The organism is Kitasatospora sp. NA04385, from assembly GCF_013364235.1.
Taxonomy (GTDB): Bacteria; Actinomycetota; Actinomycetes; order Streptomycetales; family Streptomycetaceae; genus Kitasatospora.
In genome coordinates, this window is sequence record NZ_CP054919.1 from 3,879,081 (window position 1) to 3,894,216 (window position 15,136).

A 15,136-nucleotide genomic window follows, 5' to 3' on the forward strand; every position below is an offset into this window, starting at 1 on the left:
CCACCGTGCCCAACATCCTGATCACCGGCGTCACCAGCTGCGAGAGCCGAGGAGTCGAGGCCCTCGTCCGTTCCCTGGCCACCGCGCTGACCGTCGCGGCGGACACCACGGTCATCGTCCTCACCCAGACCCCAGACCTGGACGCCGAAGCGCTCGCCGGAAGCGGTGCCGACTGCACCGCGGACCCGTTCGTCGTCTCCCGCTCCTGGGCCACGATGCGGCCGGTTGAAACCGAGCAGCACCGCCGCGAACGCGCCTCCCGCCTCGTCAAGCACGCGGACCTGGTCCTCGCCACGGGCGGTGACCTGCACACCTCCGACTACGGCGTCTCCACCTCCTACCTCGCGGTGCTCGACCGGGCCCACAAGCTCGGCGTCCCCACCGCGATGGTCGGCCAGTCCGTCGGCCCGTTCACCGACCCGGCCGAGCAGACCGCGTTCACCGCCACCGCCGCCCGCCTCGACCTGCTGACCGTCCGCGAGACCACCACCCTGGCCTACCTCACCGGCGAACTCGTCCTGCCCGCCGACCAGGTGGTGCTCTCCGCTGACCCCGCATTCCTCCTCCAACCGTCCGGCACCGACCGCACCGCGCAGCTGCTCGCCGACGCCGGCCTCGACCCCGTCCAGGAGTACGTGTGCCTCGCACCGAGCCGGGGCGTCACCCGCTACAGCACGGTCACCGACGCCCAGCACCTCGATGCGCTGACCCGCCTCGCCGACACCCTGTGGCGCGTCCGCCGCCGCCCGCTGGTCCTGGTCCCGCACTGCCACGACTCCCGCGAGCACAACGACGACCGCCTCCTGGCCTGGCAGATCGCGGCCCGTCTCCCGAACGTGCCGGTACACGTCCTCGACGGCGCCGGGACCGGGGCCGCCGACTACAAGGCCGTCCTCGGCGGGGCGGAGCTGGTGATCTCCGAGCGCCTGCACGCCTCGATCGGCGCCCTGTCCAGCGGCACCCCCGCCGTCGCCCTCGGCCACAGCCCGAAGTTCCACGGCGTCCTCGCCGACACCTACGGACCCGCCGTCCCGTCCGCGGACGTCCACCGCGACATCGCCGACTTCACGGCCGACCCGGCCGCCGCCGAACACCTCGCCCGCCTCGACACCGCCAAGCTCCACGACCACCTCGCCACCCGGCTCCCCACCCAGGTCGCGCTCGCCACCGCGGACATCGCCCGGGTGCGCGCCCTCCTCAACTCCTGACCCTCCCAACCCGATCGGAGAACCGCATGGCCCTGCACCTGGTGACCGGCGGAGCCGGATTCCTCGGCTCCCACCTCGCCGACCGGCTCCTGGCCGCCGGCCACGACGTCGTCGTCCTGGACAACCTCGACGGCGGCAAGAAGGAGAACGTCCCCGACGGCGCGCGGCTCGTCGTCGGCTCGATCGCCGACCGCGCCACCGTGGACGACCTCTTCGCCAGCCATGCCTTCGACAGCGTCTTCCACCTCGCCGCCTTCGCCGCCGAAGGCATCAGCCACGCCGTAAAGGCCCACAACTACGAGGTCAACGTCCTCGGCAGCATCCACCTGGTCAACGCCGCCCTGCGCACGAAGGTCCGGTACTTCTCCTACGCCTCCTCCGTCGCCGTCTACGGCACCGGCCGCGTCCCGATGTGCGAGGACGACCACCCCCAGCCCGTCGACAGCTACGGCAACGCCAAGTTGACCATCGAGCGCGAACTCGCCATCACCGCGCAGATGCAGGGCCTGCCGTTCACCGCGCTGCGGATGCACAACGTCTACGGCGAGCGGCAGAACATGTCCGACCCGCTGCGCAACGCCGTGGCGATCTTCCTCAACCAGGTCATGCGCGGCGAGCCGATCACCGTCTACGGCGACGGCAGCCAGCGCCGCTCCTTCACCTACGTACACGACATCGTCGGCTGCTTCCTCGACGCCGCCGATAACCCCCAGCACTGGGGGCGGGTGATCAACGTCGGCAGCCAGCAGCCCTGCACCGTCCTGGAGATGGCCCACGCGGTCCGCGAGGCCATGGGCGTCCCCGACCACCCGATCCGCCACCTGGACACCCGCGAGGAAGTCCACGCCGCCTACACCAGCAGCGAACTGGCCCGGATGCTCCTCGGCGGCTGGGAGGACACCCCGCTGGCCGCCGGCCTGGCCGCCACCGCCGCCTGGGCCAAGGCCCACGGCCCCGTCACCCCGCGCAGCACGCTCACCCTCGAAACCGGCTCCGACACCCAGCCCGAGTGGTACACCACCGCCACCTCCCGGACGGACACCCCGTGACCAAGCCCGCCCCCGCCCCGGCCGTCGAGGCCGTCGCCACCGACGTCGGCGGTGTCCTCTACTACGACGAGCCCTTCGAACTCGCCTGGCTCCAAGGCGTCCTGGAACTGGCCAGCGAAGCCGACCCGACCCTGACCATCGAGCGCTTCACCGCCGAGATGCGCCGCTTCTACCTCCAGCGGGCCAGCGCCACCGCCAGCCCCGGCCTCTACAGCCCGGCTGGCGCGCACGCCTGGACCAGCGTCCGCCGCCGCTGGGCCGACCTCGCGCAGCTGGTCCCCGGCTCCGTCACCGCGCTCGCCGCCCTCGCCGAGCACCGGCCGGTGTGCGTGGTCGCCAACCAGCCCCCCGAGTGCGAGGAGGTCCTGCGCACCAGCGGGGCCGCCCAGCACCTGGCCCTCGTCGCCCTCGACACCACCGCGGGCGTCGCCAAGCCCGACCCTGGCCTGCTCGGCTGGGCCATCGAGCAGCTCGGCTGGAACCCGGCCACCACCCTCATGGTCGGCGACCGGCCCGACCACGACGCCGCCCCCGCCCAGCGCCTCGGCGCCCACGCCGCCCTCGTCACCCCGCCCACTGGCTGGAGCGCCCCGCCCGGCACCGACCCGGCACTGGTCGCCGCCTACCGGGAGGTGCGGGCCGAACGCCTGGAGGTCCGCCGGCACCCCGCCGCCGACCACAGCCTGCACGCCCGCGACCTCGCCGACCTGGCCACCCGGCTCACCGGCCGCGCTCCGGCCCGGCGCCGCCCGGCGGTGACCCGGTGACCGTCCCGCTCACCGTGGCGGTGTGCAGCAACCGGCCGAACCTGCTGTTGGCCGCCCTCGACCGGCTGACCGGCCTCCTCGGCCTGGACGACCATCTCCTGGTCGTCGTGGACGCCGCCGCGGACGCCGCCACCCAGCGGCGGCTCGCCGAGACCGCCGACCGGCGATGCACCATCTTCTTCAACGGCGCCACCATCGGCCTGTCCTACAGCCGCAACCTCGCGTTGAAAGAGGCCCCCACCCAGCACGTCGTGTTCGTGGACGACGACATCGTCCCCACCACCGACGCCATCGAGCACCTGCGCACCGCGCTCGGCGACGGAGCACACGTGGCTGGCACCCGGATCACCGCCGACCTCCAAGGCCGCCGAACCCCGAGGTGGCTCACCGCCGGGCAGCTGCACTACCTCGGCTCCCACCATCCCGATCTGCCCGCCAGCATCTGGGGCGGGTGCTTCGCCCTCGACCGCGACCACGCCCGCCTGCTCGGCCTCGACTTCGACAGCCGCCTGGGCCGCGTCGGCACCAACCTGGCCTCCGCCGAAGACACCACCCTCGTACGCCAGCTCACCGCCCTCGGCGCGACTACCACCGTCCTCCACGACACCCAGGTCCGCCACCTGATCCCCGCCCACCGGCTCCGCCCCGACTACCTCCTGCGCCGCGCCTACTGGCAGGGCCGCAGCGAAGTCCGCCGCCGCGCCGCCCGCGCCGGCCTGCACAAGGAATGGAGACGCAACCGCTCCGGCGGCCCCGGCGCTCGGCCCACCGCGCTCGCCCTCCTCTACACCGCCGCCGTACTGGCCGGCATCGGCCGTGAACTCCTCGACCCGGCCCAGAGGCAGCCGTGAAGATCGCCATGCTCAACCCGCCCCACCGATACGGGCAGGACACCAGCCAGTGGATCACCGTCCCGCCACAGGGCTACGGCGGCATCCAGTGGGTGGTCGCCACCCTCATCGACGGACTCCTCGCAGCGGGCTGCGAGATCCTCCTGATCGGTGCCCCGGGCAGCACCGTCCGGCCGGGCCTGACCGTCTCCGCCGCCACCACCCGGGCCGCGCTGAGCGCGTTCGGCCCGGACGTGGTGCACGACCACACCAACGGCCAGCTGCTGCCCGCCGAACCCGACTGGCCCGCCGTCCGCACCCACCACCTCAACGGCGTACCCGAGCACACGGCGAACGGCATCTACCTCTCCCACGCCCAGCGCCGCGCCGCCGGGTCCGCGGACGCGCCGGTCATCCGGTTGCCGGTCAACCCCGACCGCTACACCTACCGAGAGGAGAAGGAGGACTTCCTGCTGTTCCTCGGTCGGGTCTCCGTCCACAAGGGTGCGCGGGACGCCGCCGCCTTCGCCGAGGCCGCTGGCCTCCCGCTGAAACTCGCCGGACCGGCATGGGAACCGGACTACCTGCGCGGCATCCTCACCGACTACCCCGGCACCGCCGAGTACCTCGGCGAGGTCGGAGGCAGCCACCGCACTGACCTGCTCGCCGCCGCCCAGGCCCTCCTGGTCCTCTCCCAGCCGTTCGGAGGCCCCTTCGGATGCGAGTGGATCGAGCCCGGCGCCACCGTCGTCGCCGAGGCCGCCGTCAGCGGCACGCCGGTCATCGCCACCGACAATGGTTGCCTCGCCGAGATCGCCCCGCACGTCGGCACCGTCGTGCCGGTGGAGCGCACGCCCACCCGGGAGGAGGCCGCCAAGATCCTGGCCGGCCTCCCCACCCCGGCGTACCTTCGGGCCACCGCCGTCGAGCGCTGGGGCCACCAGGTGATCGCCGCGAAGTACCTGGAGGTCTACCGCCGTTCCCTCGCGGGCGGCACCTGGACCTGACCAGCGATCAGCGCGAGCGCTTCCCGGCCGCGATCCGCTGCCGGGAAGCCTCGTACAGGATGGCGGTCGTGGCGTTCGCGGCGTTCAGCGAACTGGCTGCGCCCGTCATAGGGATGCTCACCGTGAAGTCGCACAGTTCCCGCCACGCGCTGGACAGCCCGGTCGTCTCGTTGCCCACCAGCAGCAGCACGGGCTGGGTCAGGTCGAAATCGTAGACGTCGGCGTCGCCCTTCTCGTCCGTGCCCACCAGGACCAGCGGGCGGCCGGCCGCGCGCTGCTGCTCCACCCAGGCCATCACCTCGTTCGGCCCCGGCACCCGGACGGACGGCAGCGAGAACAGGCTTCCCGTGGTCGCCCGCACGGCCTTCGGGTCGTAGACATCGGCGGCATGGCCCGAAACGATCATCCCGTGAGCGCCGAAGGCGTCCGCCGACCGGATGATGCTCCCGATGTTGCCCGGCGTGGTCGGCCGGTCGAACAAGACGCCCAGGAAGTCCGGCCCGACCTCGATCCGACCGAGGTCGTCCGCCGGCACGCCGACCACCGCGATCACCTCGGGCGCGCCCTCGGTCTTCTCACCCAGCTCTGCCAGCAGCTTGGGGGCCATCACGACCCGCTCGGCCCGGGTCGTCCGCAGCAGTTCCTGCGCCCAGCTCGACAGCTTCCGCCGGTCGTCGTAGAGCAGAGCGTGGATCGGCCAGCCGTACTCCACCGCCAGCGAGATCGGCCGGACTCCCTGCACGAGGAACTCGCCGAGCTGGTTGCGCTTCTTCCGGTTGGTGAGCACGGCTTCCCACTGCTGGAACCGGGCGTTGCGAGAGGTGATCCGCTGAACCGCTGGCACCTGTCCTCCAAGATGAGCCGACTACCACGATGCGTTCCGACCACGGCGGAGTCCGCACCAGCGCAACCAGAAACCCTACACTGACAGCTCCGGCCGATGATGCCCCAGAACAAGGGGACCGTCGCCGACGGCATCCGAAGCGCGGACCGTAACTAACCCATGCCTAGGCACCAGCTACCGCATGGGCAGGCATGTGATCAAGGTCGCTGGAGCAAGACTCGCTTCGCCAAACCATGCCCTGCTACGTTCCGTGGTCCAACCGAAAACAGGTGACCCCGGCGGTGCGTCAACACCCCGGGGTCCGGCAACAGGAGAGTCACTCCCCTTGCAGGTTCATCGTAGCGCGCACGCGCGCGGCTTCATCGTGCTGCCCAACACCCTCACTCAGGACCGGCGACTGTCCTTCACCGCCCGCGGTCTCCTCGCGGACCTGCTCTCCCGCCCCGACGGCTGGTCGGAGGACGCCCAGCAGATCGCGGACTCCAGCGTCCAGGGGCGCTCCGCGATCCGCGCGGCCTTCAAGGAGCTGCGGGAGGCCGGCTACTACCTGGTGGTGAAGGTGCGGATGCCCGACGGGACGATCCGCAGCGAGGCGCACGTGTTCGACGTCCCGCATCGGCCGGGCGCGGAGATCATCCGGCAGGCCGTCCAGGAGGAGGCCGAGCGGCAGGCCCGACCGGCTGCCCCCCGTCCGGCGTCCGGTGAGCCGGCGTCCGGTGTACGTGAGGCCCTTCCTGTAAAGAACGGTGAGAAAGCACCCTCCCCCCTCCCCCCGAAGGCGGCCGACGGCAGCACGAGCGCCGAGCAGCGGTCGGCAGTGCGGAGCGCGGGCGGGCGGACGAAGTCCGACGACCAGAAGGTGGAGCCGCCGGACGAGCGGACCCGGGCGGCGGCGCTGGCGCTGCACCGGGCACTGCGGCCGGAGCCGCGGCTGCGCCTGGGGGAGGCGGAGGCGCTGGCGCTGGCCCCGCTGGCGGCGCGGTGGCTGGCGCGGGGCTTCGGCGCGGCGGAGCTGGCGCAGGCGCTGCTGCCGGGACTGCCGGAGCGGATCCACTCGCCGCGGGCGGTGGTCCGGAGCCGGCTGGTGGACAAACTGCCGCCCGTGTGCGCCCCCGAGCAGCCGCAGGCACCGCAGAAGCACGAGTGTGCCAACTGCGGTGATCCGGTCCCGCGTTCGGGCCTGTGCGGGCCGTGCCAGGGCCGCCCGAAGCCCGCGGTCAAGGTCGGCGGCGGGCAGGCGAGCACCCCGGCGGGTGCCGCGCGGGCGCGGGCGGGGCTGCGCCCGACGGGGGGCCGGGTGGTCTCGGTGGGCTGAGCGGCGGCTTCCCGCCCTACCGCCGCGCGGCGCTCTCGCATCGGCGGGAGGGCGGGAAGCGGTGGGTATGGTCAGCCTCCGCCGGCCTTGTCGAGCCAGTCGGTGGCGACGACCGCGAAGCGCGCCCAGAGCAGGATCCCTGCGAGGATGCCCGCGTAGACCAGGGCCCGGATCAGGCGTTCTGGCACCACTGCTCTCTTCCTCCGTGGGCTGGTTGCTGCGCGGCCCGGGCGCTCGCGTAGTGGCGGTTCATCCTGTCGGCGTTACGGGCGACAGGGTGAGCTGGGAGATCTCCTCCGCCGCCCGGCGGGTGTGGTAGATCATCGGGCGCAGGTCCGCGGGCATCTCGTTGCTGGGGCGGAGCAGGAGGACGGAGCCCATGATCGTGTCGTCCCAAAAAACAGGGGCCGAGACGCTGTCCCAGCCGGTCATGCACTCCTGTCGGCCGATGGCGAAGCCGAGTCGTCGGATCTCGCCCAGCGAGGTGGCGAGGGCGTCGTTGTCGCGGATGACGCCCGGTCCGGCGGTCGGGGGTACGTCCTCGGCCAGGACCAGGTCCCGGATCCTCTGGGGGAGGTAGGCGAGGATGACGCGCCCGGAGGCGCCGGTGCGCAGGGAGCGGGAGACGGTGACGACGTCCTCCGCCGTCATGCCGACCTCCGCGGGGTCTCGGTCGCCGATGGCGTAGTCGGTGCACAGGCGGCGGGCGCCGCCGAAGGGGCTGAGGACGTAGAGGAGGGCGAGTCCGCCGGTGGCCCGGTGAAGGGTGACCAGGATGCTGTGGGTGGAGGCGGCGCCGGGGGCATCGGCCATGGCATGGAGTCCGGCGCGGGCCGTCCCGGTGCCAAGGCGGTATCGGCCCCGGCCTACCTGCTCGAAGACGCCCCGGCTGACGCCGGTCTGCAGGATGCGGTGGACGGTGGCGTCGTCCAGGCCGGCCTCTTCGGCGATGGCGCGCAGCGCGTGCACGCTGCCGGGGGTGGAGAGCCGGGTGAAAGCCTGTTGGACACTGAACGCTTTGTCGGCGAGCGAGGCAGGCTTGGCGACCGGCCGGTCCTGGCGGTCGGGCGCGGTGGTGGTGATGGCGCTGTTCATCAAGAACCCCCCAGAGGGATCGTCGCGTGGCGCTCGGCGGCGCGACTTGGTGGGCCGCGTGCCCGCCTGGTGCGGGCAGCAGAGAAGAGGGAGAAGGAGAAGTCAGGGGTGGTTCAGAGGCTCAGGTCGAGGACGACCTTGCCCGTGGTGAGGCGGGCGGCGAGGTCGGCGTGGGCCTGGCGGGCCTGGCCGAGCTTGTAGGTCGGGCCGTGGAGCGGCTTGAGCCAGCCGTCGGCAACCGCGGCGAACAGCGCGGCCATCGACTCGTTCAGCAGCGTGCGCGAGGGGTAGAGCGAGGGCAGCCAGAATCCGGTGACGGACTTGGACTGGCCGACGAGCTGCGCGATGGGCACCAGGCCCTGAGTCCCGGTCACGGAGCCGAAGACGGAGAGTCGGCCGCGGGGCGAGAGGGCGTCGAGCGTGGCGTGGAAGACGTCTCCGCCGGTCATCTCCATGGCGGCGGTGACGTGGCCGCCCGCGGCGTCGAGGATGCGCTCGGTCAGGCCCTCGGCGGTGGAGGAGTCGACGACGGCGTCGGCGCCGAGGTCGGCGGCGAGCTGCCGCTTGGCTTCGGTGCCGGCCATCGCGACGACCTTCGCGCCGGTGTGCTTGGCGAGCTGCACGGCCAGGGAGCCGACTCCGCCGGCGGCCGCGGGAACCAGCAGGGTGTCCTCGGCGGTCAGGCGCAGGTCGGTGTGCAGCAGGTGCCAGGCCGTGTTGCCCTGGAGCATGAGGGCGATGGCGTCGCGGTCGGCGACGGCGTCCGGGACCTCGAAGGCCAACTTGCGGTGGACGGCAGCCGCCTCGGCGTAGCCGCCGCCCTTGCCGAGGGCGACGAAGCGGCGGCCGTCCTCGCTCTCCCCGAGGACCTCGTTGCCCGGGATGAACGGGCAGGGCATCGGCGCCGGGTACGTGCCCTCCCGCAGGTGGACGTCCGCGAAGTTGACACCGGCCAGGCGGGTGCGGAGCTTGAGGCTGCTGGGGCGCGTCGCCGGCTCGGGCATCTCGCTCAGCTCCAGCACCTCGGGGCCGCCGAACTCGCGTACAACTACAGCTCGCATCGTTCAATCCTAAATATTGCACGGTGGATTCTTCGGTGAATCCCTTGACTGGGAGATTCACCCGGGCAGCGAATATACCCCCGAGAATCAGCACCCCCCTCGCCTTGAGCAAGGGTCTCATCACCCGGACATTCAAGATCCACTAGCGGACAACATGCGGTCCGTGACCCTGGGTAGCCGATACGCTCCGTCACCCACGGCAAAGATCGCAGGTCGCAGGCGCAGGTCAGGCGAGTTGTCCGGTTTGCGCAGGGTTAGCCGGGTGGACTTCATGATCATTTCTCAGTCCTTGAAAAAACCCTTTATCTACTCGCGTAGATATATTGAATTCGTTGACCGGTATCCAGGCGAATACCTAACGTATTCCCCAGAGCCCACGGCACACGAACCATCTGAGGGGAAGTCAGGCGATGGCACACAAGCCGCACACCGCCTGCCCCTGCCGCGGGCTCTCCGGTCGGCGCGGAACGCGTGACGCCTTCGGGCGTCACGACGCGTAGCGGCGACCACCTCGCGGGTCGGCCACGTACAGCGACGGTGTCGCTCGGCCGACCGACGACCAGCCCGGGATACGGCCACGAGCCGTAGCGATCGGGCGGCGAAACAGGCCCCAGAAACGACGAAACGCCCGCGAGCGGGAACTCGCAGGCGTCGGTCGTGCACGCCCACTTGTGACGTACAACACCCAGAGCAGCGGCCCCGCCCTTGGACGAGTCGGGCTGCTGCCCTTCACGGAAGGGATTGAACCACGATGACGCCACTGCGTACAGAGCAACCCGCGGGAGCTGGCGCCCGCAGCGCCGGTGCGACGGCGCTGCTTGCGGCCCGCGCCGCCGAGGCGACGCCGCACCGCGCGGCCCCGGCCTACCGGTGCCCGGCCGCAACGGCGCCCGCCGCTGAGCACCGCGGCCGCGACGAGCACCGCCGCTAAGACCGCTCGCTCGCACCGTCGGTCGCCGAGCATGGCCTCGGCCCCGCCGACCGACCGCCGCGGCCCAGTCCGGGCATTGCGCGCGGCCGCCGACCGCGCCTTCATCCCTTCACCGAACCAGCGCCCGTGCGGGCCCGGCCTCGCCGTGCCCCGGAGCGCCTCTGCCCCGCGCCGACCGCACATCTGCGGCGCGATGGAGACACCACCCCATGAACGCGACCATCCACCAGCTCAAGCCCCGCATGCCGGAGGCCGACGTCCTCTCCAAAACGGAGACCGATGTCGTCCGGGAACTGGAAACCGCCTTCGTCAGCGGCCTCGTCCGCGGCAGCCAGCACTGGCGGCTGCAGGCCCTGTGCGCCCGCGATCCCCAGCCGGACGACTGGTTCGCCCCGCCGCGGATCGCCGCCCACCGCCGGGCACTGGCCATCTGCCAGAGCTGCCCCGTGCGCAGTGAGTGCCTGGACGACGCGGTCGCGTGCCGCACCACGGAGGGCATCCGCGGCGGCGTCACCGGCGAGGAAATCGGTCTGCGCCTCACCCATCGCGAGGACCAGCCGCGGTTCGACCAGATCAAGGCGGCCCTGCTCGGTGCACTGGTCCGGCTGACCGACGCGGAGAAGCGCGCCGTCGTCCGGATCGCGGAGCTGGCCGGCATCGGCTGGGAGGTCTGGGCCCCGGCGATGGGCATCGGATACAAGGCCGCGACCAAGCGCCGCCGGAACGCCAACAGCGAGCTGGCGAACATCCCCGAGCGCGACCGCATCGAGGAGATCGCCCTCGCCGACGAGCTGCGCCAGCACCAGCAGGAGTTCGCCCCCGTCGTCCTGGCCGTCGCGGCGTGAAGCTGCCCCGCTCCAAGGTCTCCCCCTGGGACATCGCCGCGATCGGCCTGCTCGGCACCGCCGGCTTCACCCTCAGCTACGACGCCCTGCAGCAGATGGCGCAGGCCATCCACATCCGCAGCCAGCTCACCTACATCTTCCCGGTCGTCGTCGACGGCTTCATCGGCTACGGCGTCCGCGCCCTGGTCCTCCTGCAGGAAGCACCCCTCAAGGCCCGCACCTACACCTGGTCGCTCTTCGCCGGCGCGACCGGCACCAGCGTCTGGGCCAACGCGCTCCACGCCGTCCGCCTCAACCAACAAGCCCCCGGGCAAACGGCCGACGCCCTGAAGCTGGGCGACGTCCCGGTGGCCTTCCTGAGCACGATCGCACCGCTGGCCCTCGCCGGCGCGGTCCACCTCGGCATCCTCGTCAACCGGCACAACACCGCTTCAACGACGGACGTGCCCGAACCGGACTCACCCGCCCCGGCCATCGGCCAGGTCTCCAACGAGCGCGTCGGAGCCGACGACCAAGCAACCGCAAGCCCGACCAGTACTCCTGAGCTGGACCACACCATGCAGCGGACCGCAGCGGCAGAACTGAGCACCGGTCTCTCGCCCACAGCCGGCACCCGGTCCGCCGAGAAGAACCTCCAGCTGTACCGCCAGTCCGTCCGCAGATACACCCGTGAGACCCAACGGCGCGGCCGGCAGACAGTCCTGAACGGACCACAGACCGAGCACACCGCCCCGAGCGGACCGGACGGACCGGACGGACCGGAACACCCCGCCCCGGACGGACCGGACCAGACCCGCGGACCGAACGGACCGGACGGACCGAGCGAACCGAGCGGACCGGACGGACCAAGCGGACCGAACGGACCGGAACACCCCACCCCGGACGGACCGGACCAGACCCGCGGACCGAGCGAACCGGCCGGACCGAGCGAACCGAGCGGACCGGACGGACCAAGCGGACCGAACGGACCGGACGGACCGAACGGACCGGACGGACCGAGCGAACCGGACGGACCGAGCGGACCGAACGGACCGGAGCACCCCACCCCGGACGGACCGGACCAGACCCGCGGACCGAGCGAACCGGCCGGACCGAGCGGACCGAGCGGACCGAGCGGACCGGAGCACCCCATCCCGGACGGACCGGACCAGACCCGCGGACCGAGCGGACCGGCCGGACCGAGCGGACCGAGCGGACCGGAGCACCCCACCCCGGACGGACCGGACCAGACCCGCGGACCGAGCGGACCCGGCATCTCGACGAAACCGTCAGCGGATCCCGTGCTGCTGGCTATCGGACGCGAGGCTGCCGCGGCTGCTGGTCGGGCGTCCCGGACCGTCGTACGCACAGCCCTCCGGCAGGCGGGCCACCGGGCGTCGAACGAGGCGCTTGGCGCGGTCCTGGAGGTCCTGCGGGCCGACAAGTCACCACCGGCACGACGCCGCTGACCTCCCTTCCCTCTCCCCCAGACCCACTCCAGGAGCACCCCCATGAGCACCGCCGTTCTCACCATCGACCAGGACATCGTCGGCGACTTCATGACCGTCCTCGTCACCCACCGCCACCTGCACACGGCCGAGCAGCTCGGGGGCGGCCGGTGGAGGGTCCGCCGCACCGGCACCGGACACCCCGAGCATCTCACCGCGGACCAGGTCGAGGAGCTGGTCATGGACCACGTGATCGGCGCGTTCGCCGCCCGCGGACTGGCCGACATGGACGCCGATTTCTAGCCGGCCGCGAGCAACGCGAACCCCCGCCGAGAAGCCTTCAACCCGCTTTCATGGCAAGCGAGTTGCCACCTACGGCGGAGCGAGCTATCCCCTTGGAGTGCCCTAAAGGGCACTCCAAGGGCTCGGCCCCGCCCGCGAGGGCGGGGAGCTGGGATTCGAGCCGAGCGAGGGCGCTCGGCTCGAATCCCAGCCTCCGGAGCCAGGGGGCTCCGGAGGACGAACCGACAGGAAGACCAGAGCACCTGATGAGCATCGAGTCCATCGACTACGACGATGACGAGTACACCGACGAGCGCCCCGTCCGCCGTCCGCGTCGCCGCCACCACTTCCCCGTGCAACGCAAGCGCTTCTTGACGATCCGTGTGAGCAGCGACGAGCAAGCAGCGATTCGTCGTGCTGCTGACGAGCGCGCCGTGACCGTCGCCCGCTTCGTCGCGAGCGTCGCGCTGAGCGCCGCATCCCGTCCCGACTCCTCCCTCGACTCCACCGACCAGCTCGACCGAGCGATCGACGCGCTCTCCGCCGCGCGCAGCGAAGCTGCCCGTGCCGGCAACAACCTGAACCAGATTGCCCACCAGCTGAACTCCGGTGGGATCCCGCACCCGGCGGACCTGGTGGCCGCGCTCGCGGCGGTCCGCGACACGATCACCCAACTGGACTCGACCGCCTCAGGTCTGCTGAGGGATCGGAAGTAGTCCTGAACCCCAACATCACCCGCGGGTCGCGGCTGTACGGGCTGCTCGCTTACCTCTATGGCCCTGGCCGGCGGGATGAGCACACCGACCCGCACCTGATCGCGAGTTGGGACAACTTCGCGCCCGATCCGGGCCGCGACCCGGGTGCTTCGCTCAAGCAACTCCAGAGCGCGCTGGAGCTGCGGGTGCAGCAGCGCGGCACCAAGCGGGCGCTGAAGAGACACGTCTGGCACTGCTCGGTCCGCACCGCCCCGGAGGACCGGCCGCTCAGTGAGCAGGAGTGGGCGCAGGTGGCCCGGCGGGTGGTCGCCGCCACCGGTATCGCGCCCGAGGGCGACCCGGACGGCTGCCGGTGGGTGGCGGTGCGACATGCCGCCGACCACATCCACATCGCCGCCACCATCGTGCGCGGCGACCTGCGCAAGGCCGACATCGAGCACGACTTCAGCCGGGCGCAGGCGGAGTGCCGCAAGATCGAGAAGGAGTGGGGGCTGCGCGAGCTCAACCCGGGCGACGGCACGAAGGCGAAGGAGCCGAGCAACCGGGAGAAGCACAAGGCCCAGCGGTTGGGCCATCCCGACACCAGTCGGCAGCGGCTCCGTGATGCGGTCCGTCAGGCCCTGGCCGGCGCGGACAGCGAGGAGGAGTTCTTCGCCCGGCTGGAGAGCACCGGTGTGCTGGTCAACCGCAAGACGGGCCCGTCCGGGGACACCTTCGGTTACAGCGTGGCCGTCGTCGGCGAGCGCGACGCCGCCGGGAATCCGGTGTTCTTCGGCGGGTATCGGCTGGCGCCGGACCTGACGCTGCCGAAGATCCGGGCCCGCTTCGGCGCACCGGGCACCGGGGCCGATGAGGAGCGGCAGTCCCCGGCGGCTGGGCTGGCGGGCGAGCGCCGCTCCGCCCCGGCCCGGGCCCGCTACGTGGCGTCCGCCGCCGTCGACGACGTCCTCGATGTCCTCGACGGTGAGGACGACCAGGGCGCCGCCGCGGTCATCGCCGACACGGGCGAGGTGCTGGACGCGCTCGTAGGCACGGCGATGCCCGCGCAGCGGGCCGAACTCCTCGCGGCCGCCAGGGCGTACGAGCGGGCGTCGCGCTCGCACATCCGGGCCGCCCGCGACGCGGACTACGGCATGCGCTCGGCGGCCCGGCAGATCCTGGCAGGCGGCTACACCACCAACCGGGCGCCGGACGCCGCCGCCGCGGCCACCTTGCTGGCCGCGCTACTGCTGCTGGTGATCGCGAGCAGCCGCTGGCACGCCGAACACGGCCACCGCCAGCAGGCCGCCGCCGCCCGTGCCAGCGCCGAGCACCTGCGAGCCGCCTACCGCCAGGCCGCCGCCCGGCCGATGGCCGCACTCGCGCAGCGCGGCCGGCAGCTGCCCCCGGAGGTGCGCGGGCGCCAGGAGCAGGCCCTGCGCCGGGCGGCCCCCGGCGAGGCCGGGCGGTTGCTGGCCGAGCCGGAGTTCGACGCGCTCGCCGCCGCTCTGGCCGAGGCCGAGGCTGTCGGCCACGATCCGCAGGCGCTGCTGGAGCGCGCCCGGGCCTGGCGGGAGCTGGGCACCGCGGACTCCGTGACCGCAGTGCTGACCTGGCGGGTGCGACACCTGGCCAAGCTCCCCGTCCCGGCCCGCCGGCCGACCCCGGAACCCGCCGGCACCTCCATTGCGGCCGCCGTCGCCGACACCCGTCCGGCCGACTCGTCCCGCCGCCGCTGACCCGGCCGCCGACGGACGCCCCCTTCGGCTCCGTCGGCGGC

The 15,136-nt window shown here is 72.3% G+C and carries 14 protein-coding genes; 11 read left to right on the top strand and 3 right to left on the bottom strand.

The genetic code is table 11. From position 1 onward, the window contains the following. The first annotated feature begins 5 nt into the window (after window positions 1–5). The 5 genes from HUT16_RS17250 to HUT16_RS17270 are packed head-to-tail and all read left to right on the top strand — an operon-like array spanning window position 6 to window position 4,861. A complete protein-coding gene (locus HUT16_RS17250; RefSeq protein WP_176189055.1) occupies window positions 6–1,208 on the top strand; it encodes a polysaccharide pyruvyl transferase family protein in 1,203 nt (400 codons plus the stop codon). A 26-nt stretch (window positions 1,209–1,234) separates the two neighbouring features. Beyond that, window positions 1,235–2,257 (top strand): NAD(P)-dependent oxidoreductase, encoded by a 1,023-nt coding sequence (locus HUT16_RS17255; RefSeq protein WP_176189056.1) that lies wholly within the window; start codon window positions 1,235–1,237, stop codon window positions 2,255–2,257. Further along, window positions 2,254–3,024 (top strand): HAD family hydrolase, encoded by a 771-nt coding sequence (locus HUT16_RS17260; protein WP_176189057.1) that lies wholly within the window; start codon window positions 2,254–2,256, stop codon window positions 3,022–3,024. Before HUT16_RS17255 ends, HUT16_RS17260 begins: the two co-directional genes overlap by 4 nt. After that, complete coding sequence (locus tag HUT16_RS17265) at window positions 3,021–3,875, top strand: glycosyltransferase family 2 protein (protein ID WP_176189058.1); 855 nt, start codon at window positions 3,021–3,023, stop codon at window positions 3,873–3,875. The genes HUT16_RS17260 and HUT16_RS17265 overlap by 4 nt, the downstream gene beginning before the upstream one ends. Beyond that, window positions 3,872–4,861, top strand: a complete 990-nt coding sequence (locus HUT16_RS17270; RefSeq protein WP_176189059.1) for a glycosyltransferase — start codon at window positions 3,872–3,874, stop codon at window positions 4,859–4,861. The genes HUT16_RS17265 and HUT16_RS17270 overlap by 4 nt, the downstream gene beginning before the upstream one ends. Window positions 4,862–4,868: 7 nt before the next feature. Here HUT16_RS17270 and HUT16_RS17275 read toward each other — a convergent pair whose 3' ends face one another. Beyond that, window positions 4,869–5,705 carry an RNA methyltransferase gene (locus tag HUT16_RS17275; protein WP_176189060.1) on the bottom strand — a complete coding sequence of 279 codons (837 nt, stop codon included), beginning with the start codon at window positions 5,703–5,705 and terminating at the stop codon, window positions 4,869–4,871. Between the two features lie 325 nt (window positions 5,706–6,030). Between HUT16_RS17275 and HUT16_RS17280 the strand changes: the two genes are divergently transcribed. Next, window positions 6,031–7,020 (top strand): hypothetical protein, encoded by a 990-nt coding sequence (locus HUT16_RS17280; RefSeq protein WP_176189061.1) that lies wholly within the window; start codon window positions 6,031–6,033, stop codon window positions 7,018–7,020. A 249-nt stretch (window positions 7,021–7,269) separates the two neighbouring features. Here HUT16_RS17280 and HUT16_RS17285 read toward each other — a convergent pair whose 3' ends face one another. Both HUT16_RS17285 and HUT16_RS17290 read right to left on the bottom strand, forming a co-directional pair. Next, complete coding sequence (locus tag HUT16_RS17285; protein ID WP_176189062.1) at window positions 7,270–8,115, bottom strand: IclR family transcriptional regulator; 846 nt, start codon at window positions 8,113–8,115, stop codon at window positions 7,270–7,272. Between the two features lie 113 nt (window positions 8,116–8,228). Continuing rightward, window positions 8,229–9,176, bottom strand: a complete 948-nt coding sequence (locus tag HUT16_RS17290; protein ID WP_176189063.1) for a zinc-binding dehydrogenase — start codon at window positions 9,174–9,176, stop codon at window positions 8,229–8,231. Between the two features lie 1,140 nt (window positions 9,177–10,316). Here HUT16_RS17290 and HUT16_RS17295 point away from each other — a divergent pair. The 5 genes from HUT16_RS17295 (at window position 10,317) to HUT16_RS17320 (ending at window position 15,095) form a co-directional block, all read left to right on the top strand. Further along, window positions 10,317–10,952: a WhiB family transcriptional regulator gene (locus HUT16_RS17295; RefSeq protein WP_176189064.1), complete on the top strand. Its 636-nt coding sequence runs from the start codon at window positions 10,317–10,319 to the stop codon at window positions 10,950–10,952. Next, window positions 10,949–12,400 (top strand): DUF2637 domain-containing protein, encoded by a 1,452-nt coding sequence (locus HUT16_RS39765; RefSeq protein ID WP_368662688.1) that lies wholly within the window; start codon window positions 10,949–10,951, stop codon window positions 12,398–12,400. Before HUT16_RS17295 ends, HUT16_RS39765 begins: the two co-directional genes overlap by 4 nt. 42 nt (window positions 12,401–12,442) lie before the next feature. Further along, window positions 12,443–12,682 (top strand): hypothetical protein, encoded by a 240-nt coding sequence (locus HUT16_RS17310; protein ID WP_176189065.1) that lies wholly within the window; start codon window positions 12,443–12,445, stop codon window positions 12,680–12,682. A gap of 245 nt (window positions 12,683–12,927) precedes the next feature. Continuing rightward, entirely contained in the window at window positions 12,928–13,377 is a 450-nt protein-coding gene (mobC, locus tag HUT16_RS17315; protein ID WP_176189066.1) for a plasmid mobilization relaxosome protein MobC, read from the top strand. A 185-nt stretch (window positions 13,378–13,562) separates the two neighbouring features. Next, window positions 13,563–15,095 (top strand): mobilization protein, encoded by a 1,533-nt coding sequence (locus HUT16_RS17320; protein WP_254897842.1) that lies wholly within the window; start codon window positions 13,563–13,565, stop codon window positions 15,093–15,095. Window positions 15,096–15,136 lie beyond the last annotated feature (41 nt).